Source organism: Citrobacter sp. FP75 (assembly GCF_018342065.1).
Classification (GTDB): domain Bacteria; phylum Pseudomonadota; class Gammaproteobacteria; order Enterobacterales; family Enterobacteriaceae; genus Citrobacter.
On sequence record NZ_JAFDOE010000009.1, the window covers coordinates 80,603 to 103,090 of the forward strand.

Annotated in this window: 22 protein-coding genes; 5 read left to right on the forward strand and 17 right to left on the reverse strand. The window is 54.0% G+C overall.

The annotated features are described in order from the left end of the window. Nucleotides 1–152: 152 nt before the first annotated feature. The 3 genes from pspG to JQ822_RS21590 form a co-directional block, all read right to left on the reverse strand. Nucleotides 153–395, reverse strand: a complete 243-nt coding sequence (gene pspG / locus JQ822_RS21580) for an envelope stress response protein PspG (protein WP_213135178.1) — start codon at nucleotides 393–395, stop codon at nucleotides 153–155. A gap of 133 nt (nucleotides 396–528) precedes the next feature. Beyond that, nucleotides 529–1,527 (reverse strand): tRNA dihydrouridine(20/20a) synthase DusA, encoded by a 999-nt coding sequence (gene dusA, locus JQ822_RS21585; protein WP_213135179.1) that lies wholly within the window; start codon nucleotides 1,525–1,527, stop codon nucleotides 529–531. 92 nt (nucleotides 1,528–1,619) lie between these two features. Next, a complete protein-coding gene (locus JQ822_RS21590) occupies nucleotides 1,620–2,108 on the reverse strand; it encodes a cupin domain-containing protein (RefSeq protein ID WP_213135180.1) in 489 nt (162 codons plus the stop codon). A 117-nt stretch (nucleotides 2,109–2,225) separates the two neighbouring features. On the opposite strand from JQ822_RS21590, the gene zur reads away from it, so the two are divergent. After that, a complete protein-coding gene (zur, locus tag JQ822_RS21595) occupies nucleotides 2,226–2,744 on the forward strand; it encodes a zinc uptake transcriptional repressor Zur (RefSeq protein WP_213135181.1) in 519 nt (172 codons plus the stop codon). 44 nt (nucleotides 2,745–2,788) lie between these two features. On the opposite strand, the gene JQ822_RS21600 is transcribed toward zur, so the two are convergent. The 4 genes from JQ822_RS21600 to JQ822_RS21615 all read right to left on the reverse strand — a co-directional run bounded on the left by JQ822_RS21600 (nucleotide 2,789) and on the right by JQ822_RS21615 (nucleotide 5,669). After that, entirely contained in the window at nucleotides 2,789–2,998 is a 210-nt protein-coding gene (locus JQ822_RS21600; RefSeq protein WP_096758718.1) for a CsbD family protein, read from the reverse strand. A 136-nt stretch (nucleotides 2,999–3,134) separates the two neighbouring features. After that, nucleotides 3,135–4,454, reverse strand: coding sequence for an MATE family efflux transporter DinF (gene dinF, locus JQ822_RS21605; RefSeq protein WP_213135182.1), 1,320 nt, complete (start codon nucleotides 4,452–4,454; stop codon nucleotides 3,135–3,137). Between the two features lie 128 nt (nucleotides 4,455–4,582). Continuing rightward, nucleotides 4,583–5,191 carry a transcriptional repressor LexA gene (lexA, locus tag JQ822_RS21610; protein WP_135323538.1) on the reverse strand — a complete coding sequence of 203 codons (609 nt, stop codon included), beginning with the start codon at nucleotides 5,189–5,191 and terminating at the stop codon, nucleotides 4,583–4,585. A 109-nt stretch (nucleotides 5,192–5,300) separates the two neighbouring features. Beyond that, nucleotides 5,301–5,669, reverse strand: coding sequence for a diacylglycerol kinase (locus tag JQ822_RS21615; protein WP_003826594.1), 369 nt, complete (start codon nucleotides 5,667–5,669; stop codon nucleotides 5,301–5,303). 171 nt (nucleotides 5,670–5,840) lie between these two features. Between JQ822_RS21615 and plsB the strand changes: the two genes are divergently transcribed. After that, on the forward strand, nucleotides 5,841–8,261 hold the full coding sequence (plsB, locus tag JQ822_RS21620) for a glycerol-3-phosphate 1-O-acyltransferase PlsB (protein WP_213135183.1): 2,421 nt from the start codon (nucleotides 5,841–5,843) through the stop codon (nucleotides 8,259–8,261). 56 nt (nucleotides 8,262–8,317) lie between these two features. Here the strand turns inward: plsB and ubiA are convergent, their stop codons facing one another. The 5 genes from ubiA to malK all read right to left on the reverse strand — a co-directional run bounded on the left by ubiA (nucleotide 8,318) and on the right by malK (nucleotide 13,504). Then, nucleotides 8,318–9,190, reverse strand: coding sequence for a 4-hydroxybenzoate octaprenyltransferase (gene ubiA, locus JQ822_RS21625; protein ID WP_213135184.1), 873 nt, complete (start codon nucleotides 9,188–9,190; stop codon nucleotides 8,318–8,320). Between the two features lie 13 nt (nucleotides 9,191–9,203). Beyond that, nucleotides 9,204–9,701, reverse strand: coding sequence for a chorismate lyase (gene ubiC / locus JQ822_RS21630; protein ID WP_135323541.1), 498 nt, complete (start codon nucleotides 9,699–9,701; stop codon nucleotides 9,204–9,206). Between the two features lie 180 nt (nucleotides 9,702–9,881). Next, nucleotides 9,882–10,832 (reverse strand): maltose operon protein MalM, encoded by a 951-nt coding sequence (gene malM, locus JQ822_RS21635; RefSeq protein ID WP_213135185.1) that lies wholly within the window; start codon nucleotides 10,830–10,832, stop codon nucleotides 9,882–9,884. Nucleotides 10,833–10,945: 113 nt separating this feature from the next. Beyond that, nucleotides 10,946–12,301, reverse strand: a complete 1,356-nt coding sequence (locus JQ822_RS21640) for a maltoporin (protein ID WP_213135186.1) — start codon at nucleotides 12,299–12,301, stop codon at nucleotides 10,946–10,948. A gap of 93 nt (nucleotides 12,302–12,394) precedes the next feature. After that, nucleotides 12,395–13,504, reverse strand: a complete 1,110-nt coding sequence (gene malK / locus JQ822_RS21645) for a maltose/maltodextrin ABC transporter ATP-binding protein MalK (RefSeq protein ID WP_213135187.1) — start codon at nucleotides 13,502–13,504, stop codon at nucleotides 12,395–12,397. A gap of 371 nt (nucleotides 13,505–13,875) precedes the next feature. Between malK and malE the strand changes: the two genes are divergently transcribed. The 3 genes from malE to malG all read left to right on the forward strand — a co-directional run bounded on the left by malE (nucleotide 13,876) and on the right by malG (nucleotide 17,704). Further along, a complete protein-coding gene (gene malE / locus JQ822_RS21650) occupies nucleotides 13,876–15,066 on the forward strand; it encodes a maltose/maltodextrin ABC transporter substrate-binding protein MalE (protein ID WP_213135188.1) in 1,191 nt (396 codons plus the stop codon). Nucleotides 15,067–15,253: 187 nt separating this feature from the next. Then, on the forward strand, nucleotides 15,254–16,798 hold the full coding sequence (malF, locus tag JQ822_RS21655) for a maltose ABC transporter permease MalF (RefSeq protein ID WP_213135189.1): 1,545 nt from the start codon (nucleotides 15,254–15,256) through the stop codon (nucleotides 16,796–16,798). A gap of 15 nt (nucleotides 16,799–16,813) precedes the next feature. Continuing rightward, nucleotides 16,814–17,704 (forward strand): maltose ABC transporter permease MalG, encoded by an 891-nt coding sequence (gene malG, locus JQ822_RS21660; protein WP_096758729.1) that lies wholly within the window; start codon nucleotides 16,814–16,816, stop codon nucleotides 17,702–17,704. A gap of 106 nt (nucleotides 17,705–17,810) precedes the next feature. Here malG and psiE read toward each other — a convergent pair whose 3' ends face one another. The 5 genes from psiE to yjbE form a co-directional block, all read right to left on the reverse strand. Continuing rightward, complete coding sequence (psiE, locus tag JQ822_RS21665; protein ID WP_213135190.1) at nucleotides 17,811–18,221, reverse strand: phosphate-starvation-inducible protein PsiE; 411 nt, start codon at nucleotides 18,219–18,221, stop codon at nucleotides 17,811–17,813. Between the two features lie 129 nt (nucleotides 18,222–18,350). After that, nucleotides 18,351–20,447: a YjbH domain-containing protein gene (locus JQ822_RS21670; protein ID WP_213135191.1), complete on the reverse strand. Its 2,097-nt coding sequence runs from the start codon at nucleotides 20,445–20,447 to the stop codon at nucleotides 18,351–18,353. Further along, entirely contained in the window at nucleotides 20,447–21,184 is a 738-nt protein-coding gene (locus JQ822_RS21675) for a capsule biosynthesis GfcC family protein (protein WP_213135192.1), read from the reverse strand. The genes JQ822_RS21670 and JQ822_RS21675 overlap by 1 nt, the downstream gene beginning before the upstream one ends. Then, a complete protein-coding gene (locus JQ822_RS21680; protein WP_213135193.1) occupies nucleotides 21,181–21,819 on the reverse strand; it encodes a YjbF family lipoprotein in 639 nt (212 codons plus the stop codon). The genes JQ822_RS21675 and JQ822_RS21680 overlap by 4 nt, the downstream gene beginning before the upstream one ends. A 63-nt stretch (nucleotides 21,820–21,882) precedes the next feature. Beyond that, the gene (yjbE, locus tag JQ822_RS21685; protein WP_135323553.1) at nucleotides 21,883–22,125 is read right to left on the reverse strand and encodes an exopolysaccharide production protein YjbE; all 243 of its coding nucleotides are present in this window, start codon (nucleotides 22,123–22,125) and stop codon (nucleotides 21,883–21,885) included. Nucleotides 22,126–22,488: the final 363 nt, after the last annotated feature.

The following is a 22,488-nucleotide window of genomic DNA, read 5'->3' on the forward strand; positions in this document are numbered from 1 at the left end:
TTCCCGTGGGAAGCCCTTTCTTTTTTTAGTTCGGCTGTATGTAGGGTACAGCTCGATGAATTTGTTAACCGCGCAATAGTGACAGATTTGATTATCAATTCCTATTTGGTTCTAAAGGCAATGTTGCAGGTTGTGACACACCGCTCAATACCTTAGTAAAACCGGCGGTTATTGCGCTGATACTGTGGGATTTTTGGCGCTTTTATCGCCTTGATCACCCACACGACGGCGACAGCCAGTAACAACCATGGCAGTAGTTTAATCATCAGCGCAAACATCCCGCCAAGGAACATCACGGCAGTCGCCACCATCAGCGCGGCTAGAATCCCCAACAGTGACACGCCGGTGACCATCAGCATGACAAAAAAGCCAATCACAAAAAGTAGTTCCAGCATGATGCTCTCCCATAATAAGTTTCTGCTCAAACCATTACAAAAATCATGCCAAAATTAATGCGTTGATTTATAAAGAAAACGCCCCGCGACAATGCGCAGGGCGTGGTGAAATTGACTAACTTTTGGTGAATAATTAACGTTTATCTGCCACCAGCTTTAAAGCATGTTCCAGCACGTTAATATCCGCTCCGGCTTTATGCGCATTTTCGCTCAGATAACGACGCCACTGACGCGCGCCAGGAATGCCCTGGAACAGCCCCAGCATATGGCGGGTAACATGTCCCAGATAGGTTCCCTGGCTCAGTTCACGCTCAATGTACGGGTACATGGCGCGCACCACGGCAACAGGGTCCGCATCAGCGTCAGCAGTGCCAAAAATTTCGCGATCCACAGACGCCAGAATACCGGGGTTTTGATAGGCCTCACGCCCCACCATCACGCCATCCATATGTTCAAGATGCGCTTTCGCTTCTTCCAGCGATTTAATGCCGCCGTTGATCGACATGGTCAGCTGCGGGAAATCACGCTTTAGCTGATAAACGCGATCATAATCCAGCGGCGGGATCTCGCGGTTTTCTTTCGGACTCAGCCCGGACAGCCAGGCCTTGCGGGCGTGGATGATAAACATCTCGCATTCGCCTTTACCAGAAACCGTGTTGATGAAATCACACAGAAATTCGTAGCTGTCCTGGTCATCGATACCAATACGGGTTTTGACCGTGACCGGAATCGACACCACATCGCGCATCGCCTTGATGCAATCGGCGACCAGCTGCGCATTGCCCATCAGGCAGGCACCAAACATCCCATTCTGTACGCGATCAGAGGGGCAACCCACGTTAAGGTTAATCTCGTCATAACCCCGTGCTTCAGCCAGCTTCGCACACTGCGCCAGCGCCGCCGGGTCGCTACCGCCAAGCTGTAAGGCTATCGGATGCTCTTCGTCGCTATACGCCAGATAGTCGCCTTTACCATGAATGATTGCCCCGGTGGTCACCATCTCCGTATAGAGCAACGTCTGGCCAGACAGTAAGCGCAAAAAGTAACGGCAATGTCTGTCCGTCCAGTCGAGCATCGGCGCGATAGAAAAACGATGAGCAGGAAAAGCGGTGGACTGAGATTCAGGCAGCATGGCGAATAATTAAGCATCCGGTTAAAAAAGGGGCGCTACTATAGCATAGACCGCGACGATAGTTAGCCACATCGTCGCGGATCCCCCTCACGCTATTTCTGCCCTGGCTTTCCATCATGGGGACCAAAAAACTGCGGTGGATGGTCCACCCAGCGATCTTCGCGCGTGGCCGCATACACCGGGTTGAGCGGGTAATAGATTCGGTTAAATTTTTTATTTGCCTCACCGACGACCAGCAGGCGTACCTCTTCACTGGTATTATTGATAAAGGTGTGGCACACGCCGGTACCCGCCGGAAATCCAACGCTGTCGCCCGGTTCCAGCCTCCATAAATAACCGTTAATCCACGCCTCCGGATACCCTTCGAGCACGTAGATAAACTCTTCTTCATCGCTTTCGGCGTGAGGATACGATGTGCGGCGGCCCGGTGGCAGACGTTCATGGTGAATGCCGAGGCGACCCAGGCCCAGTTTGCGGGCAAGCGGCGCGCCAATAGAAAACAGCTCATCGCTGCCGGGATAGGTAGAGTCATCTGCCCCCTCCACCTCGCGCCAGTGGCGAATACAGTCCGGTCTTTTCATTTTATATTTTCCAGTATTGCGATGCGTCAGGTATAGCACACGGCGGCGGATCTCGGCGTTTTAAGCAGAACATGATAAAGTAAGGGATTATCCTTCCACGCAAATCGAGGCGCTAAAATGGAAAGAACCCCTACCCAGGAGTTGTTGGCTCAAGCTGAAAAACTCTGTGCGCAACGTAACGTGCGACTCACGCCGCAACGCCTCGAAGTGCTGCGTCTGATGAGCCTGCAGGAAGGAGCGATCAGCGCCTATGATTTGCTTGATCTGCTGCGGGAAACCGAGCCACAGGCCAAACCGCCTACCGTTTATCGTGCTCTCGATTTTCTGCTTGAACAAGGTTTTGTCCACAAGGTGGAATCCACCAACAGCTACGTGCTCTGCCATCTGTTCGATCAACCCACCCACAGCTCAGCGATGTTCATTTGTGACCGCTGCGGCGTGGTGAGAGAAGAGTGCGCGGAGGGAGTGGAAGACATTATGCATACGCTGGCGGCAAAAATGGGCTTTGCCCTGCGTCATAATGTGATTGAGGCGCATGGTCTGTGTCAGGTTTGTGTGGAGGTTGAAGCCTGCCGTCATCCTGGCGAGTGCCAGCATGACCATTCGATTCAGGTGAAGAAAAAAGTCGGGCGTTAAGCAAAAGAACGTACATCCTTGTACATTCAGGCGGGAGGGGAAAATTACCAACGGTAGTCGTTGCGGGTTTCCCAATCCTTCACTTCTTTCTCCGCCTGATCTTTCGCATAACCGTAACGTTCCTGGACTTTACCCACCAACTGGTCACGTTTACCTTCAATGACCGTCATATCATCATCGGTCAGTTTGCCCCATTGCTCTTTCACTTTACCTTTCAACTGCTTCCAGTTACCGCCGACTTCGTCTTTATTCATCATCAGATCCTCATCGTTAGGTTGTGAATAGCGAGAGTGCTGCGCCCAGACACGCGATGTTTTTGCTGGACGTGAGAATAAGTGTAGTCAGTGATTCTGAGTTCTATTTATTATTCGGAACTTTTAACCATCCTGTTCAGGCAAACCAGGTGCCATTTCGCCAGTGACGCCGCCAGATGAAGGCCAATGAAAGTCCACGCAGTGACAGAAAAACGGCGAGCGCCAGCCATAAACCGTGGTTTCCCAACAGCGGTAACGCCAATAAAGTTAATGCGAACCCCACGGCGGCAACGGCCATGCTGTTACGCATTTCCGCAGCACGCGTCGCGCCAATAAACATACCGTCGAGCAGGTAACACCAGACGCCCACCAGCGGTAACACCACCTGCCAGATGAGGTAACGATCGGCTAACTGCTGAATCTGTGGCAGAGAGGTCAACGCCGCAATAATGTGCCCGCCGAACAGGGCATAGACCAGCGAAAAAAGGATCGCCACAATTCCCGACTGCCGACACGCCGCTCGCCAGACATCCAGCAGCTGACTGCCATCCCGCGCGCCGTAAGCCTGACCAGAATGCGCTTCCACAGCATAGGCAAATCCATCCAGCGCATAGGCGGTGAACGTCAACAGGGTCATCAGAACGGCGTTGACCGCAATAATATCGCCCCCGAGACGCGCCCCCAGCACCGTAATCGCGCCAAAACAAAGCTGCAGCAACAGCGAACGCAGCATGATGTCGCGGTTCAGCGCCAGCAGGCGGCGAACGTTTCCGCGCCATGCCTGTTTCAGCATCGTGAGCGAAACACCGCGTAGATGGAGAACCTTGCGCACCATCAGCAGACCAATCAACAACGTGGCATATTCAGCAATGACCGTCGCCAGCGCAGCCCCCTGCACGTTCATATGCAGGCCCATCACCAGCCATATATCGAGCACTATGTTAAGGATATTGCCGACAATCAGCAGGATCACCGGCGCCCGCGCGTACTGAACGCCCAGCAGCCAGCCGAGCAGCACCAGATTCGCCAGCGAGGCTGGCGCGCTGAGCCAGCGGATTTCAAGAAAGCGCCGGGCCTGTTCCAGCACCGCTTCACTGCCACCGACAATGTGCAACGCCAGATCGATAATCGGCGTGCGAAACACCGCAATTGTCGCCCCGGCGCCCAACGCCAGAATCAGCGGTTGCACCAGCGCACGTGCCAGCGCCTGTGGATTTTTTGCGCCAAATGCCTGAGCCGTCAGCCCGGTGGTACTCATGCGTAAAAAGAGCAGCAGCATAAAGAGAAAACTGGTTGCCGTCGCCCCAACGGCTACGCCGCCAAGATAAACCGGGCTATCCAGATGACCAATCACCGCCGTATCTACCAGTCCCAATAGGGGAACGGTGATATTAGAGAAAATCATCGGTAAGGCGAGGTGCCAGAGTGCTTTATCAGAGGAGGTAAAGAAAGGCATACAGGAAAGCCTGAGAAGAAGTTAGACGTAATGAAAGATGTTGTGTAGGCCCGGTAAGCGCACCACCGGGCAAGTTGCCGGATGGTGACGCAAACGTCTTATCCGGCCTACAGGAAATCAACAGAAAATTACAGCCATTCACCGTTACGGATAACACCGACGGCCAGCCCTTCAATGGTGAAGTTTTGCTCGCGCAGGTCGACGACTATCGGTTTGAACTCGCTGTTTTCTGGCAACAACTCGACTTTATTGCCCTGTTTTTTCAGGCGCTTAACCGTCACTTCATCATCAATGCGGGCAACCACCACCTGGCCGTTACGCACGTCCTGGGTTTTATGCACTGCCAGCAGGTCTCCGTCCATAATACCAATATCTTTCATCGACATACCGCTGACCCGCAGCAGGAAATCGGCATTGGGTTTGAACAGTGAAGGATCGACCTGATAGTGGCCTTCGATGTGCTGTTGCGCCAGAAGCGGCTCACCTGCGGCAACTCGGCCTACAAGCGGTAATCCTTCTTCTTCTTCATGCAACAAACGAATACCACGCGATGCGCCAGAGACGATTTCGAGCACCCCTTTACGCGCCAGCGCTTTCAGGTGTTCTTCAGCCGCGTTTGGGGAACGGAACCCCAAACGCTGCGCGATCTCCGCACGCGTCGGTGGCATACCTGTCTGGCTGATGTGATCCCTAATGAGATCAAACACCTCTTGCTGCCTGGCCGTTAACGCTTTCATTCCGCCCCCTGGGTGTATATACAGTTATGCTGTGAGTATATACAGCTAAAGGCGATTTTGGAACCGCAAACTGCACAAAAAACAGGAGATTTATGAAGTTGTGGAATCCTTATCGCAAATGCGACCACAACAGGATGCCCCAGGTGATCAGGGCAACAAAAATAGACAGCAGAACAGCTGCCGACCCCATATCTTTTGCCCGACCGGAAAGTTCGTGATACTCCGATCCAATACGGTCGACCACTGCTTCAATGGCGCTGTTTAAGATTTCAACGATCATCACCAGCATCACCGAGCCAATCAACAACACGCGGGTAATGGCATCGACATCCAGCCAGCAGGCGATGGCAACGCCCAGCAGCACGGCAACGCTTTCCTGGCGGAATGCCGCCTCATTAATCCACGCGGCGCGAAAACCTTTCCAGGAATAGCCTGCAGCTTTGATAATTCGGGTGAATCCAGTGGTATTATTGGCCATCAAAAAGAACCTTTTTACATTATTAGCGTCAATGTCATTGTAACGTTACCCCGTTTGTTTCAGGGTGTGGCAAAGCAGCGCGAAGTATGACGGGATACACCAGAAATTCACTAAACTTTCTGATATCCTTGCAGCGCATTTGCATTATTAACCAGAGGCTTTACATCGTTTATGTCCGGCTGGCCACGAATTTACTACAAATTACTGAATTTACCATTAAGCGTCCTGGTAAAAAGCAAGTCTATTCCGGCGGAACCTGCCCCGGAGTTGGGACTCGATACGTCTCGGCCCATTATGTACGTTCTACCGTACAACTCAAAAGCTGACTTGCTGACGCTACGTGCCCAATGTCTGGTGCACGATCTCCCCGATCCCCTGGAACCGCTGGAGATAGACGGGACTTTACTGCCGCGCTACGTGTTTATTCACGGCGGCCCGCGCGTGTTTACCTATTACACGCCAAAAGAAGAGTCCATCAAGCTGTTCCATAACTATCTCGACTTGCATCGCAGCAATCCAGACCTGGATGTGCAGATGGTGCCGGTTTCGGTGATGTTTGGCCGTGCGCCAGGACGCGAAAAAGGCGAGGTCAATCCGCCGCTGCGTATGCTGAACGGGGTACAGAAATTCTTTGCGGTGTCCTGGCTGGGTCGCGACAGTTTTGTCCGCTTCTCGCCTTCAGTCTCCCTGCGTCGCATGGCAGACGAACACGGCACGGATAAAACCATCGCCCAGAAACTGGCGCGCGTGGCGCGTATGCACTTTGCCCGCCAGCGCCTGGCCGCAGTCGGCCCGCGCCTCCCTGCCCGTCAGGATCTGTTTAATAAGCTGTTGGCCTCAAAAGCGATCGCCCGCGCGGTGGAAGATGAAGCGCGCAGTAAAAAAATCTCCCACGAAAAAGCGCAGCAAAACGCCATTGCGCTGATGGAAGAGATCGCCGCCAACTTCTCCTATGAGATGATCCGCCTGACGGACCGTATTCTGGGCTTTACCTGGAACCGTTTGTATCAGGGCATTAACGTTCATAATGCAGAACGTGTACGCCAACTGGCGCACGACGGGCATGAAATTGTCTATGTCCCCTGCCACCGCAGCCATATGGACTATATGCTGCTGTCGTACGTTCTGTACCACCAGGGCCTGGTTCCGCCGCACATTGCGGCCGGGATCAACCTGAACTTCTGGCCGGCTGGCCCGATTTTCCGTCGTCTGGGTGCATTCTTTATTCGCCGTACCTTCAAGGGCAATAAGCTCTATTCCACCGTCTTTCGTGAATACCTTGGCGAGCTGTTCAGCCGCGGTTACTCGGTTGAGTACTTTGTCGAAGGTGGGCGCTCACGTACAGGCCGTCTGCTGGACCCGAAAACCGGCACGCTGTCGATGACGATTCAGGCGATGCTGCGCGGCGGTACGCGCCCGATTACGCTGGTGCCTATTTACATCGGCTACGAGCATGTGATGGAAGTCGGCACCTACGCCAAAGAACTGCGTGGCGCGACGAAAGAGAAAGAGAGCCTGCCGCAAATGCTGCGTGGCTTAAGCAAGCTGCGTAATTTGGGTCAGGGCTACGTCAACTTTGGCGAACCGATGCCATTGATGACCTACCTCAACCAGCACGTGCCGGAGTGGCGTGAATCTATCGATCCTATCGAGTCGATTCGCCCGGCCTGGCTGACGCCGACGGTCAATAACATTGCCGCCGATCTGATGGTGCGCATTAACAACGCCGGCGCGGCCAACGCCATGAACCTGTGTTGTACTGCGCTACTGGCCTCCCGCCAGCGTTCACTGACCCGTGAGCAGTTAACTGAGCAGCTTGATTGCTACCTGAGCCTGCTGCGCAACGTACCGTATGCTTCAGATGCGACGGTTCCGACGCAGAGTGCCAGTGAGCTTATCGATCACGCCTTGCAGATGAACAAGTTTGAGGTCGAGAAAGACACCATCGGCGACATCATCATTTTGCCGCGCGAGCAGGCGGTGCTGATGACGTACTACCGCAACAACATTGCGCATATGCTGGTACTGCCGTCACTGATGGCGGCGATTGTTACTCAGCATCGTCGTATTTCACGTGCGGCTTTGCAGCAGCATATTGATGCGCTGTACCCGATGCTGAAAGCCGAGCTGTTCCTGCGCTGGGAACGCGATGAGCTCGCTGGGGTGATCGACGAACTGGCTGGAGAAATGCAGCGTCAGGGGTTGATTACGTTGCAAAACGATGAGTTGCAAATCAACCCGGCACGCTCCCGTACGCTACAGCTGCTGGCTGCAGGTGCGCGCGAGACTCTGCAGCGCTATGCCATCACCTTCTGGCTGCTGAGTGCGAACCCGTCCATCAACCGTGGTACGCTGGAGAAAGAGAGCCGCACCGTGGCTCAACGTCTTTCTGTACTGCACGGTATCAACGCGCCGGAATTCTTCGATAAAGCGGTATTCAGCTCTCTGGTACTGACCCTGCGTGACGAAGGCTACATCAGCGATACCGGCGATGCCGAGCCGGAAGAGACGATGAAGATCTACCAGATGCTGGCCGAACTGGTGACGTCAGATGTCCGTCTGACCATCGAGAGCGCCACACAGGGCGAATAAGCATAAAAAAACCGGTCATTTCGACCGGTTTTTTATTTTGCAGGCTAAGCCTCAACTCAAAGATGCCAGTAGCTCATCGCCAGCCCTAAGAACAGTACCAGGCCCACATAGTTATTGTTCATAAACGCTTTGAAGCAGGCATCCCGTTCGCGGTGAACAATCAGCTTCTGCTGATACACAAACAGCGCGCCCGCCACCAGCAGAGACCAGTAATAGCCCAGCCCCAACCCACTCAGCCACCCCACCAGCGCCATCAGCACCAGTACGCCAACCTGCAAGATACCAATAATTAGCTTGTCGTTCTGACCGAACAGGATCGCGGTCGATTTAATGCCAATCTTCAGGTCATCATCCCGGTCTACCATCGCATACTGGGTGTCATAGGCCACCGCCCAGAGAATATTGGCGAGGAACATCAGCCAACAGCTCAGCGGCACAGACTCGCTCACGGCGGCAAACGCCATCGGAATAGACCAGCCAAACGCCGCGCCCAGCACCACCTGCGGCAGATGCGTGTAGCGCTTCATGAAAGGGTAAACCCACGCCAGCGCTAGCGCGGCAATAGATAACAAAATCGTCATCGTATTTAGCGTTAACACCAGCAGGAAGGCGAGCAGCACCAGCACGACAAACAACGTGCGGGCCTCTTTCTCCGTTACCGCCCCGCTTGGCAGCGGTCGATTCGCCGTGCGTTTGACATGCCCGTCAAATTTTCTGTCGGCATAGTCATTTACCACGCATCCGGCAGCGCGCATTAACCACACACCGGCAACAAAAACCGCCAGGATCCACAATTGCGGTACCCCAGGGGTCGCCACCCACAGCGCCCACAGCGTTGGCCAGAGCAGCAGTAAGGCGCCGATTGGCTTATCCGTACGCATCAAGCGGTGAAACGCCAGCAGCTTATTCTGCGTCAGACTCCACTCCATCTTTATCATCCTCTCAGTACAACGGCGATGCAGGTAAAAACAGCTCGGTAAGCATCAACGGCTTACCGCTCAGTCGCAGGCGGGAACGACGCCCCCACAGCGCTGCATCGCGGCCAATCTCAATAAAATCTCGGGTCAATGTCGATGATGTAAACAGGTAGCGCCCAAGTGGGGTTTTCCCCAGATTTTGCAAGGCCAGCTCAGGACCGCACAATGTTGATTCAGGCACCACTGTGCGCCCGGCAAGCCAGGGTTCACCATCCGCGCAGAGCAGGATTTCACGTAGCCAATAGCGAGATTCTGTCGGCAGCAGCGTCAGTTCTTCAGCTACCTCATTTTGCCCAACAAATCCTTCTCGTATCAACGTTACGGTTACCCGTTTTCCCTGCTGCTCAAAACGTTTGGTCATGGAGTCTTCCAGTAACAACCAGTCAAGCAGTTGGGGGTCTAGCGTCGGGATCGCATCAAAATAACGCAGCGCACGCAGTTGCGTTAACGCAGGGTGTGGCATGCCTTACTCTCCGATTTGTCACGTTCAGGCATTGTATCGCAGAAAAGGCTTTACGGGGTGAGCAAACATAATTAAGTGATCGGCAGAGCAACATAAGTGTAACAAGTAGCACCGAAGGATAAAAAAAGGTGCGCCAGGAGACGCACCAGTTGTTGCAAAATCAGCAATGTGGGGAGACGGTTACCCCTTGCCTTTTACACTGCTGATAAAGGTGGAACGGGCAGATTTCGATCCCAGACGTTCGGCCTCATCAAGCAGCTTCAGCGCTTTATCGACATCGCCTTTCGCAACGGCATCCTTAATAGCCTGGTTAAAATAGCTTTCAGTGTCGTTCAGCATCGGCTCGCTTTTCTGCGGTGCAGGTGCCGCTACCGGAGCTGCTGCCACCGCTGCCGGAGCCGCATAGGCCGTCGCCGGTGCGGCGGTATTACCCACCGTCACCGGACCCGGACCGGAGGAGCCAAACAGCGGCCCAACCAGCACGCTGGAGGAAGAACTGGTTTTGACTTTCAGTTTCAGCAGACCATCGGTGGTATGACGGGCGATTGGATCCGGAATATCCGGCACGGCATTACCCACGCCCTTAGCATAGGCTTTTGCCGGGTCAAGCAGGGTCGTGGTCTGTTGGAGATCTTTCTCGGTGGTAAAGACCAGAACATAGAGCTTCTGCTGGCCCAGCGCTGGCGTCAGGCGCATGACCCCTTCCAGGCGATCCGCGCTCATCACGCCCGGTTCCTGGTAGGTGAAATAGCTGCTGGGGAAGAAAGCAGATGGTGTCATATTCTGATCAAGAATCAGCACGTTTGGCGCGAATACGCTGGTTTGTTTGTTCACTTCGCTGGAGAGCGTCAGGGTCAGCTCCCCAATATTGGCCGGTACGCTATAGGCGGCAACCGGACCGCTAATCCCCGCCACGTCCAGTCGCTGACCGGCAGTCGCAAGCTGTGTGGACTGGGTTTTGGATTGATCGACGGGCGTCCAGGCTAATTGTTGCAGTGCGGCTGTAGGAATAGTGGGGGCGCCAGTGGTATTCTGCGGCACAAAATTCACATCGGCCAGGCTGATACCGGGCGCACTGGCAAACAACCCTGCAGATAAACAAAGGGCAACGAGACTTTTCTTCATTTTCATTGTTATCACCTCAGATAGCATGGGTTCAGCGGTGGCCAGGCAATAGCGCGCTAAACCTTAAGTAAGAGGGGCTTACGCCCCTCTTTCGGTCATGACGTCAGATTAATGCTGGATTACCACCAGATTTCCATCTGGGCACCGAAGGACCACTCGTCGCTGTCGCCACGGCTGGTGGTGCTGATACCGGAATTAGTCGCCGCAGCGAATTTGGTTACGTCATTACCATTTTTGACGTAGCCCCATTCTTCATCCCATTTTGCATAGGTTGCGAAGACGCGGATTGCCGGACGTGACCAGATGCTGTCGCCAGCCTGCCACTGTTGCGCCAGGGTGATTTTGTACTGGCTGTTGCGATCGCTGGTCTGCTGCGATTTCACGTTGTCATAGCCAACTTCCAGCAGGGTGCTCATGATCGGCGTCCATTTGTACATCGGACGGATACCCACGGTGTACCATTCGGTACCCAGGTCGTTATCCATGTCGAGGTTCTGGTACATACCGACGTACATCAGGTCCCATTTGTCACCCAGGGAGATCGCACCGTGATCCAACACGCGGAACAGGCTACCGTTGTTATTAACAACGTTGTTGGCGAAATTCGTCTTAGAACCGTCTGGATTGGTAATAGTTGTCGTAGAAGAACCGTAAGAACCCTGGTTCAGACCTTTGCCCTGCGTGGTCATAGAGTCTGTCGCATACTGAACAACAAACTTGTTATAGCCTTTCAGCATGCTCTGCGTATGCTCAGCAGTGAACATCCAGCCATCTTTTGATGCGCCGTCTGCCAGGCTGTAATCATCGGTGGTGTTAGCGCGACCGTAGTCCACACCCAGTTCCAGCATACCGTCCGGGTTAATGGCCATTTGCGCTAAACGCACGTCGAACACGTCGTTGGCTGTGTCTTTGGTACGGTCATAAATATTCTGGCTGCTGAACGCGTAAGAGCCGCCAGCTTCCTGAGAACGCGTCGCTGCCAGAGCCAATTTACCGAAGCCCAGATCGATGTTTTCAATACCGGCGCCAGGACCAGAAATATCCCAGTAGTAGAAGTCGATCATGTGAACATCATGACGCTGATAGAAGCGCTTACCGGCCCAGATAGTAGAACCTGGCAGCCATTCGATCAGGTTTTTCCCCTGCACGTTTGCTTCACGGAATGCTGGGTCGGTGCCTTCCCAGTCATTCTGCTGCGCGACGGAGTAAGCGACGTTGGTGTCGAAGTAGAAGCTCTTATCGCCTTCTTTCCACACTTCCTGACCTAATTTGATTTCCGCATAGGTTTCACATTCGTTACCGAGACGGTATTTACTTTGTGCACCGGTTGCCTGGAAACACTGTTGTTCACCGCCACTCCCTGTCCAGCCAATACCGGAACGAGCGTAACCGTGGAAATCTACAGCCATTGCCTGAACAGACATAATGCCTGCTGCTACAGCAACCGCCAGAGGGAGTTTGCGCAGAGTAATCATCGTTCTATCTCCTGAGATCATTGCTTTTCTTTAAACGCTTCACCCTTCGGACTGCCCTCAATGGTTTTGCGTTTTGTTTTTTTAATGGGGACCTTAAACGCCCGGCTCTTGATGCAACCGACGACATGCAGTGCCATCCTCACGGAACAGATGGCAACGCTCTGGCGGCAGGCCGATAGCGAATGTGGCACCCTCTTCTACCAACACCACGTCGTTCTGGCGGTAAACCAGGTTTTGACGGATGGCGGGGATCTGGATATGAATTTGCGTTTCGTGGCCCAGTTGCTCGACCACCTGGACTTCGCCTTCAAGCGTGACGTCAGCGATATCGCTGGGCAGCAGATGTTCCGGGCGAATACCTAAAGACATGTTGGCGCCAACCTGAACGGCGCGACTTTCTACCGGTAGCCAGATTTGCTGGCGGTTAGGCAATTCAACCTGCACCTGATCGATAGCGGTTGCGGTGACTTTCACCGGCAGGAAGTTCATCTTCGGCGAACCAATAAAACCCGCAACAAAGCGGTCGGCCGGGTAGTGATACAGTTCCAGCGGCTTACCGACCTGCGCCACGCGCCCCGCATCCAACACCACAATTTTGTCGGCCAGCGTCATTGCTTCGACCTGATCGTGGGTGACGTAAATCATCGTGCGGCCCAGACGTTTATGCAGGCGGGAGATTTCGATACGCATCTGCACGCGCAGTGCTGCGTCGAGGTTGGAAAGAGGCTCATCGAGCAGGAACACGCGCGGCTCGGCCACCAGCGTACGACCAATCGCCACGCGCTGACGTTGACCGCCAGAAAGCGCTTTTGGCTTACGCTCGAGCAGGTGCGCCAGTTGCAGGACTTCAGCGACCTGATTGACACGCTGATTCATGACGTCTTTTTTTGCACCGGCCAGTTTGAGGCCAAAGGACATGTTCTCGGCAACGGATAAATGGGGATACAGCGCATAGGACTGGAAGACCATACCGACGCCACGTTCGGCGGGCGGGATTTCATTCATCCGGGTCTCCCCGATAAACAGGTCGCCGCTGGTGATAGTTTCCAGCCCGGCGATCATACGCAGCAGGGTCGACTTACCGCAGCCTGACGGTCCGACAAACACCACGAATTCTCCTTCGTGAATGTCGAGATTGATATCCTTCGATACCACCACGTCACCCCAGGCTTTCGTTACATTTCGCAGCTGTACGCTCGCCATGCCCTTCTCCCTTCGTTACAACCTGTCATCGACAGCAACATTCATCATGGGCTGACTATGCGTGATCCATTAGGAGCGTGAATCCTCCACCCCCTGGCTTTTTTATGGGGGAGGAGGCGGGAGGATGAGAGAGCAGCGTCTGAGACCCTGGCCGTACGCCGCCAAGGAATTTCGTGATGTTGCCCGCAAAAATCAGTGGGTTTTTATGTGCGCCAGCACGCATTACTCACATTTTTGTAACACAGGTCACATAAAGAACCGGTGGGGCGTAGGGGCAAGGAGGATGGAAAGAGGTTGTCGTATAAAGAAACTAGACACCGTTAAGCCACCTCTGTGTATCCAAGCGCACATCACCAAAAAGGATGGGGAATATGAAAATCAAAACCGGCGCACGCATCCTCGCATTGTCTGCATTGACGACGATGATGTTTTCCGCCTCAGCTCTCGCCAAGATTGAAGAGGGCAAACTGGTTATCTGGATCAACGGCGACAAAGGCTATAACGGCCTCGCTGAAGTGGGCAAAAAATTCGAGAAAGACACCGGCATCAAAGTCACCATTGAGCATCCGGACAAGCTGGAAGAAAAATTCCCGCAGGTTGCCGCGACCGGTGACGGTCCGGACATCATCTTCTGGGCGCATGACCGCTTTGGTGGCTACGCGCAATCCGGTCTGCTGGCTGAAGTCACCCCGGATAAAGCCTTCCAGGACAAACTGTTCCCGTTCACCTGGGATGCAGTGCGCTATAACGGCAAGCTGATCGCCTACCCAATCGCCGTTGAAGCGCTGTCGCTGATTTATAACAAAGACCTCGTGCCAAACCCGCCGAAAACCTGGGAAGAAATTCCTGCGCTGGATAAAGAACTGAAGGCGAAAGGTAAATCCGCGCTGATGTTCAACCTGCAAGAACCGTACTTCACCTGGCCGCTGATTGCTGCCGACGGTGGCTACGCGTTTAAGTTTGAAAACGGCAAGTACGACGTGAAAGACGTGGGCGTGGATAACGCTGGCGCGAAAGCAGGTCTGACCTTCCTGGTTGACCTTATCAAGAACAAACACATGAACGCGGATACCGACTACTCCATCGCCGAAGCAGCGTTTAACAAAGGCGATACCGCGATGACCATCAACGGTCCGTGGGCATGGTCGAACATCGACAAGAGCAAGGTGAACTACGGCGTAACGCTGCTGCCGACCTTTAAAGGCAAAGCGTCTAAACCGTTTGTTGGCGTACTGAGCGCCGGTATTAACGCCGCCAGCCCGAACAAAGAACTGGCGAAAGAGTTCCTCGAAAACTACCTGCTGACCGATCAGGGTCTGGATGAAGTGAATAAGGACAAACCACTGGGTGCCGTCGCGCTGAAATCCTTCCAGGAACAGTTAGCGAAAGACCCGCGTATCGCGGCCACCATGGGTAACGCCGAGAAAGGCGAAATCATGCCGAACATCCCACAGATGTCTGCATTCTGGTATGCCGTTCGTACCGCCGTGATCAACGCTGCCAGCGGCCGTCAGACCGTCGATGCCGCGCTGAAAGATGCACAAGGTCGTATCACCAAGTAATACGGTTTCCCTTATTTCTTAGGGAATCAGGTTTATTGAATACGTTGTTACGCGAAATCATTCGCGCTACATCGAGGCGGCAAGGAGGCAAATCCCCAGGAGCTTACATAGGTAAGTGACTGGGGTGCGCTTCCGCAGCCAACAAAGAGGTAGTGCGAAGGATAAAGCGTAAAGAGGATTGAACCCCATGGATGTCATTAAAAAGAAACACTGGTGGCAAAGCGACGTGCTGAAATGGTCAGTAATCGGTCTGCTGTGCCTGCTGGTGGGTTACCTTGTTGTTTTGATGTACGCTCAGGGGGAGTATCTGTTTGCCATCATGACGCTGATTTTAAGCTCTGCTGGCCTGTATATTTTCGCCAACCGTAAAGCCTACGCCTGGCGCTATGTTTACCCTGGCGTTGCCGGTATGGGACTGTTTGTCCTGTTCCCACTGATTTGTACCATCGCGATTGCCTTTACCAACTACAGCAGTACCAACCAGCTGACCTTTGAACGCGCCCAGGAAGTCCTGATGGACCGTTCTTATCAGGCAGGTAAAACCTACAACTTTGGTCTGTATCCGGCGGGTGATGAGTGGCAACTGGCCCTCACCGACGGCGAAACCGGCAAGAATTACGTTTCCGACGCCTTTAAATTTGGCGGCGAGCAGAAACTGCAACTGAAAGAAACAGATGCCTTGCCAGCGGGCGAGCGTGGGACGCTGCGTATCATCACGCAAAATCGCCAGGCGCTGAACCAATTGACCGCCATCCTGCCGGATGAAAGCAAAGTTATCATGAGCTCGCTGCGTCAGTTCTCCGGCACACAGCCACTGTATACGCTTGCCGATGACGGCTTGCTGACTAACAATCAGAGCGGCGTAAAATATCGCGCCAACAACGATATTGGTTATTATCAGGCGATTAACGCTGACGGTAGCTGGGGTACAGAGAAACTCAGCCCGGGCTATACCGTCGCCATCGGCTGGGATAACTTCACCCGCGTCTTTACCGATGAAGGCATCCAGAAACCGTTCTTCGCCATCTTTGTCTGGACGGTGGTGTTCTCAGTCCTGACGGTGATTCTGACCGTTGCCGTCGGTATGGTTCTGGCGTGCCTGGTACAGTGGGAATCGCTGAAAGGCAAAGCGATTTACCGTGTCCTGCTGATTCTGCCGTATGCCGTGCCGTCGTTTATCTCGATTCTGATCTTCAAAGGGTTATTCAACCAGAGCTTCGGTGAAATCAACATGATGCTGAGCGCGCTATTTGGCATCAAGCCGGCGTGGTTCAGCGACCCCACCACCGCGCGTTCGATGATTATTATCGTCAACACCTGGCTGGGTTATCCGTACATGATGATCCTGTGCATGGGGCTGCTAAAAGCGATTCCGGACGACCTGTATGAAGCCTCGGCAATGGATGGCGCAGGCCCGTTCCAGAACTTCTTTAAGATTACGTTGCCGCTGCTGATCAAGCCGCTAACGCCGCTGATGATCGCCAGCTTCGCCTTTAACTTTAACAACTTCGTACTGATTCAGCTGTTGACCAACGGCGGCCCGGACCGACTCGGCACCACCACGCCAGCCGGTTATACCGACCTGCTCGTCAGCTACACCTACCGTATCGCCTTTGAAGGCGGCGGCGGTCAGGACTTCGGTCTGGCAGCGGCAATTGCCACGCTGATCTTCCTGCTGGTGGGCGCGCTGGCGATAGTGAACCTGAAAGCCACACGAATGAAATTCGACTAAGGAGGGGGACAGAATATGGCTATGGTCCAACCCAAATCTCAGAAGCTACGTTTGTTCACCACTCACCTTCTGCTACTGATTTTTATCGCAGCGATCATGTTCCCGCTGCTGATGGTAATTGCTATCTCGTTGCGCGAGGGTAACTTCGCCACCGGCAGCCTGATCCCGGAAAATATCTCCTGGGAACACTGGAAACTGGCGCTGGGCTTTAGCGTAGAACATGCGGATGGCCGCGTGACGCCACCGCCGTTCCCGGTGCTGCTGTGGCTGTGGAACTCAGTGAAAGTGGCCACTATTACCGCCATCGGTATTGTGACGCTTTCCACCACCTGCGCCTACGCCTTTGCCCGCATGCGCTTCCCGGGCAAAGCCACGTTGTTGAAAGGCATGCTGATTTTCCAGATGTTCCCGGCGGTGCTGTCGCTGGTGGCGTTGTATGCCTTGTTTGATCGCCTGGGCCAGTACATTCCGTTTATCGGTCTTAACACCCACGGCGGCGTGATCTTCGCTTATCTTGGCGGTATCGCGCTGCATGTATGGACGATCAAGGGCTATTTCGAAACCATTGACGGTTCGCTGGAAGAAGCGGCCGCGTTGGATGGCGCAACGCCGTGGCAGGCATTCCGCCTGGTGCTGCTGCCGCTTTCCGTACCGATTCTGGCGGTGGTGTTTATTCTGTCGTTCATTGCCGCGATTACCGAAGTACCGGTCGCCTCACTGCTGTTGCGTGATGTGAACAGCTACACCCTGGCAGTCGGTATGCAGCAGTATCTCAATCCACAGAACTATTTGTGGGGCGACTTTGCCGCAGCAGCCGTGCTTTCTGCTATTCCGATCACCCTGGTGTTCCTGCTGGCCCAACGCTGGCTGGTTAACGGCCTGACGGCAGGCGGTGTGAAAGGCTAAGTTTCATCGAAGTACCTGCCCGGTAACGGGCAATGCCACTGCAACCCTCAACTTATGTTATCCCAACCTGTGACTGTTATTTGGCGCTCTACGGAGCGCCCTTTTTTTACTCACGCTTCAGCCGTTTGGAATTACACAGCCACAGCGTGATCACCAGCAGCAGGATCGCCGCAGAATAGATCAGCACATCCATGGGTGCTTTATGATCGACGATGATCAGTCGCACAATCGCGGTGATCCCGATATAGACAAAATAGCGTAGCGGAAAGTGAAAACCAGACTGAAAATACTTCACAATCAGTGCGATAAACTCAAAGTAGAGAAAATAAACCACCAGCCCTTCCACCAGCTCGTACTTACTGGTTTGTTCCGGCGCGAACAGAACGTCTGCCAGATGCAGTGTCTCTTTACCGAGGAATACCACCAGAATCAGCCCCAGACTCAGCAGCCCAAGGTTCAATACGGTCTGTAAAATCGTGGAGATGAACTCAACACGCGGACGAGATATCGGCGTCATAGCAGCCCCTCATGCTCAATGGCGAGGTTCCTGTATAACGCAAAAATGTGACAGAGATCTACATTTTTTGTTTATGTTTTGTGCAATGGGATTTATCGCCCGGTGCCGTTACGCTTACCGGGCCATCTATCAACGGAAGTTCTCGCTCCGGTCGCTGGTCATATCGTACAAACCAAACTTACGCCCAAGCTGCTGACCGCCATCACGCGTCAACGGCGTCCAGCCAATTGCTGCTCGACTGCGGGTTGGTCCTGAGGAGAAGAGATCCAGCGGCACGGAAACGTACACCCCTTTGGTGAAATCGCCCTCTCCGTACTCATCCGGCGAGGCATTGGTGATGGTGGCATAACCGCCCACCACCACGCCGCTGTCAAAGCGTTTAGCGATTTCCAGCGTTCCGCCTTTATCGCCCGCCAGGTACTGCCCCACGCTGGCTTTCACCAGCACATCCTGGGCGAATGACGGGTTCCAGTACGCCGTCAGATGCCCGGTCTTCACGCTGTAGTCGGTGAATTTCATCATGTCCTGCGCGCTGCGCCAGTCACGCTGCTTCACATAGTTGGCGTCAACGCCAAACGCCCAGTTGCTGTCAAGCGGACGATACAGCACTTCAGCGCCCGCCCCGCCGTACATGGTTTCCAGGTAGCCGCCATAAACCTGCCCGTAGAACCCGTTGCCCAGTGACTGGAAGTAGTTGGCCTGCAGATTATTCACATACACATCGTTTTGCACGTAGTCTCGCACATGGGTGCGGACCCGCGGCAGATGCGAATCACTGGGCGGATTGGTGTAGTTAAACTTGTCGTAGTTATTGGCGAGGTTGGCAAACAGGCTACCGGTAGTAAGCAGATGATCGGTTAGCCACAAATCTGCCGTGCCCATTACGCCAAGCTGGTACATATAGAAATTTTCCGGGCCGCCCACCGACTGGTTGAGCACCGGATCAATGTGAAAATCAAAGCGTGACTTATCGATATACCAACCCTGCTCGGTCGTCTGCGGCACCACTGGCTCGACGCGCTTTTGCGCCAGTTCGGTTTCATGCCCGAGGGGTTCACCTTCCAGATGGCGCTTGAGACTGGTGACGTCCGTTTCAGTGGTGACCTGCGGTAAATTCAGGCGATTTTCTGTAATACGGATCGTACGGATCCCATCAGGAAGATCGTTCATCACGATCCGATTAGCGCGTTCGATCCCTTCGCGCGAATCACGGTATTTCACCTGTTCACCTGTCACATACAGCGTATCGCCCTTCACCTGGAGTTTCGGATCCGCCAGCCCGGCGTTGTATTTCAGCAGCGTGAGCTGGTTCGCCACCACCGAATGCTGCAGGATGGCATCCTGCGATTCTGGCTGATATTGCGGTCGCGCATTGTCGTTATAGGAGGGCCGCAGATCGTTGAAATTAGTGCGTAGCGTAACGCCAAACATAAAGGTGTTGCCGCGCTCGTAGCTGAGGTTAACATCGGCCCAATCGGTGACGCGATAAATAGCGCCGACGTTCAACTTGCTCTTCTGATCCAGCTTGCCGGCAAAATCCTGCTGGTAATTATTGCCCTCGTACTCCAGCTTCAGGCGCAACGGCTGCCAGGGAGTCTGGTATTCCACGCCGCCAAACAGCGATGCCGGACCGTGGAACATCTGACTGCCGTCGACAGAACCCGCCTGCTTATAGCTATTATCGCGATAACAGAATTTATCGCTGTATGAGCACAGCGGATTACTCACATTGCCGCTGGTGCCAAGATATCCCCAGCCAAGTCCGAGCGAGAAATCAAACGGTCCCCAGGCTTTGTTCGCCACAATATACTCCGCATCAAACAGACCGGTTCCGCCGATATCCCGCGCGCCAACCGCCACCTGCGGCATCCAGTAGCTTTCTTCCCACAGTCGCAATTTGAGGTCGAAGGCTTTGTCTTTATAAGTCTGATCGCCCGAAAACGACGCCACGCTGCTGTATTTTTTGGTGCGCACATCGGTATAGCGCAGGGTCGTTTCCAGCCACGGGAACAGCTGCACCGACGCGGAGTAGTAGCGGTACTGATCGTTATCGCGGTAGTTAAGGCTCATTTCCCCTTCACGCGCCATTCGAGCAGTCGGGGTTTGCAGCAGCCCTACGCCGCCAAAGTCAGACTGGGAAGGGCCAATGGGCGCAGGATACGTTTCACCATGGCAGGCCGTGCTGATACCCAGCGCCAGTAGGCTGAGCAGATAAGTTTTTCTCATTATTCGGGGATCCGCTGGGTCAGGGTGCGAAGAATGTCGGCATTGATTTCATCCGGGGCACGGCTCCAGACAGAGTCAGACAGCCCAACAAAAATGATGCTGCCGGGCATCGGCTCAACATGGCGTTTATTCCAGTAAGCGACCGCCACTTTCTGCGTGCGTCCGTCGGGATAGACCACCCACGCGTAGCTGCGATCCGCCCCGCTCAGCAGGCTTTGTCCTTCGAGATAACTGGCAACATCGCGCCCAGGGGTAAACGGCCGTTTACCCGGCTGGCTTAGCAAGCCAAACAGCGTGATGTCCGTTGGCTGCGGTCCGACCCACAGGGTGTAATTGCCCTGCAAGGGCGGATTGCCGCGTTCACTCACCCGCACCGCATCCGGATCGAGATTCACCCGCTGTCTGCCGGTCACCTTCAGGGCCTGAATTTGCTGGCGTAGCGAGTTGATGGCGGCAGCATCGTCGCCGCTTTCCTCTGCGCTCAGCGCCGCCAGACGCCCCAGCAGCGCCTGCTGTTGACGCTGCGCCGTAACGGTTGCCAGCTCTTCACCAATCACCGCCGCCGGCCACCAGCTATTCGCCAGTTTCGGTTGACCCACCAGATCGATCAGATGCTCCGCGCCGGTCAGCGTTTTCGCTTCTGCGCTGCCTGCCGTCATCACTTTTACGCTGCCAGCAGCAAAAACAGATGCCGCGCACAGGCTGAAGGTCAGCGCGGTAATCATTCGTTTCATCATGGTTTTGCCGCCTTAATCAGCGTGGTTTTCACCGGGAAATAATTCGCGCCCAGATACTGCTCTGACTGGCGAATCTGCCCTTCGCTGTCTATCCAGTAGCGGTTATGCCAACGCGTTTGATCGGTGGTGACTTCTTCATCGAGGATCCGTACCGGTGTCTCATCGCTGGCAATTCGGATGCTGTCAGTGCCATCCCATGTGAAGACTGAGCGGGCGGTGGCATAGCGCACCTGCTGATGTTCGGTCCAGCCCATCGTGCGGGTCCACGTTGCGCCATCGACTACCTGATTGGGTTTGATGAGCGGGTCTGCCGCCAGATTATTCACCGCAATCAGGTTGTCCCCACCGAGCAGCGTTTTCACCAGACGTCCGTGTTGCGTCACGAGCATTGCCCGATCCTGGGTAACCCATTTCTGCTGGCCGTTTTCGGCGAACGCGAGTACCACAAACAATTGCGGCCCGCCGTTAAGCTGCATGTACTGACTGGCGTAGGGCATGTTATGGATATCGTCGTCCGTCATCTGTACGCCGGGCGTCCCAAACACGCTATCCCACAGCGAATGACCCAGCCCTTCGGTGGTGGCTGAGCACGCCTGTAGCAACAGGCAAGCCAATATGAGCGCTGGTCGCTTCACGATGTTTCTCCGCAGGGGCAAAATAACCACACCGAAGTGTGGTTAGAATTAAACGTACCGGTATTACTGGGTACTGGTGGTCGTGGTGGTGGTGGTTCCGGTATTAGAGCCATCGCCACCGCCGGTTGCCGCCAGGGCGACCCCCACCGCAGAACCTACGGTGCTTACGCTGGTTGCGGAGGAGCTTCCTGCCGAAACCGACGCGGCTGCCGACCCTGCTGCTTCCCCCACCTGAACGGGGGCAGCATAGACAGAAGTCGCCGCAAGCGCAGATATAGCCAAAAGGCCATACAGTATTTTCTTCATCACAATTTCCCTTCATTGAATGAATGGATATTTACCCAAAAGAATTTCGGGCGAGATCGAGTATACACAAGCGAATTAGGCAAATTAGGTCAGGCGGGAATTTAGGATAATTAGATAGCGAGAGAAAAATGACTAAACTTATATAATAAAAATAATTAAAATCATGCAGTTGAAATATAAAACAAAAAACACAACATCCGGTAAATCTGAAAAAACCAGAAATTCGATAGCGTTTAATAAATTATTTTAGGATTAAGCTCAATTAACGAATGGCACAAAAAAATAGATATTCGGGAATTATCTTATAAAAAAAGCCGATAATAATATCGGCTTCTATCACAGTTAATCTGCAAGTTCGTTCGA

Coding starts and splice junctions, on each gene's coding strand:
- pspG (WP_213135178.1), bottom strand. CDS start 395: ATGCTGGAACTACTTTTTGTGATTGGCTTTTTTGTCATGCTGATGGTC.
- dusA (WP_213135179.1), bottom strand. CDS start 1,527: ATGCTGCCTGAATCTCAGTCCACCGCTTTTCCTGCTCATCGTTTTTCT.
- JQ822_RS21590 (WP_213135180.1), bottom strand. CDS start 2,108: ATGAAAAGACCGGACTGTATTCGCCACTGGCGCGAGGTGGAGGGGGCA.
- zur (WP_213135181.1), top strand. CDS start 2,226: ATGGAAAGAACCCCTACCCAGGAGTTGTTGGCTCAAGCTGAAAAACTC.
- JQ822_RS21600 (WP_096758718.1), bottom strand. CDS start 2,998: ATGAATAAAGACGAAGTCGGCGGTAACTGGAAGCAGTTGAAAGGTAAA.
- dinF (WP_213135182.1), bottom strand. CDS start 4,454: ATGCCTTTCTTTACCTCCTCTGATAAAGCACTCTGGCACCTCGCCTTA.
- lexA (WP_135323538.1), bottom strand. CDS start 5,191: ATGAAAGCGTTAACGGCCAGGCAGCAAGAGGTGTTTGATCTCATTAGG.
- JQ822_RS21615 (WP_003826594.1), bottom strand. CDS start 5,669: ATGGCCAATAATACCACTGGATTCACCCGAATTATCAAAGCTGCAGGC.
- plsB (WP_213135183.1), top strand. CDS start 5,841: ATGTCCGGCTGGCCACGAATTTACTACAAATTACTGAATTTACCATTA.
- ubiA (WP_213135184.1), bottom strand. CDS start 9,190: ATGGAGTGGAGTCTGACGCAGAATAAGCTGCTGGCGTTTCACCGCTTG.
- ubiC (WP_135323541.1), bottom strand. CDS start 9,701: ATGCCACACCCTGCGTTAACGCAACTGCGTGCGCTGCGTTATTTTGAT.
- malM (WP_213135185.1), bottom strand. CDS start 10,832: ATGAAAATGAAGAAAAGTCTCGTTGCCCTTTGTTTATCTGCAGGGTTG.
- JQ822_RS21640 (WP_213135186.1), bottom strand. CDS start 12,301: ATGATTACTCTGCGCAAACTCCCTCTGGCGGTTGCTGTAGCAGCAGGC.
- malK (WP_213135187.1), bottom strand. CDS start 13,504: ATGGCGAGCGTACAGCTGCGAAATGTAACGAAAGCCTGGGGTGACGTG.
- malE (WP_213135188.1), top strand. CDS start 13,876: ATGAAAATCAAAACCGGCGCACGCATCCTCGCATTGTCTGCATTGACG.
- malF (WP_213135189.1), top strand. CDS start 15,254: ATGGATGTCATTAAAAAGAAACACTGGTGGCAAAGCGACGTGCTGAAA.
- malG (WP_096758729.1), top strand. CDS start 16,814: ATGGCTATGGTCCAACCCAAATCTCAGAAGCTACGTTTGTTCACCACT.
- psiE (WP_213135190.1), bottom strand. CDS start 18,221: ATGACGCCGATATCTCGTCCGCGTGTTGAGTTCATCTCCACGATTTTA.
- JQ822_RS21670 (WP_213135191.1), bottom strand. CDS start 20,447: ATGAGAAAAACTTATCTGCTCAGCCTACTGGCGCTGGGTATCAGCACG.
- JQ822_RS21675 (WP_213135192.1), bottom strand. CDS start 21,184: ATGATGAAACGAATGATTACCGCGCTGACCTTCAGCCTGTGCGCGGCA.
- yjbE (WP_135323553.1), bottom strand. CDS start 22,125: ATGAAGAAAATACTGTATGGCCTTTTGGCTATATCTGCGCTTGCGGCG.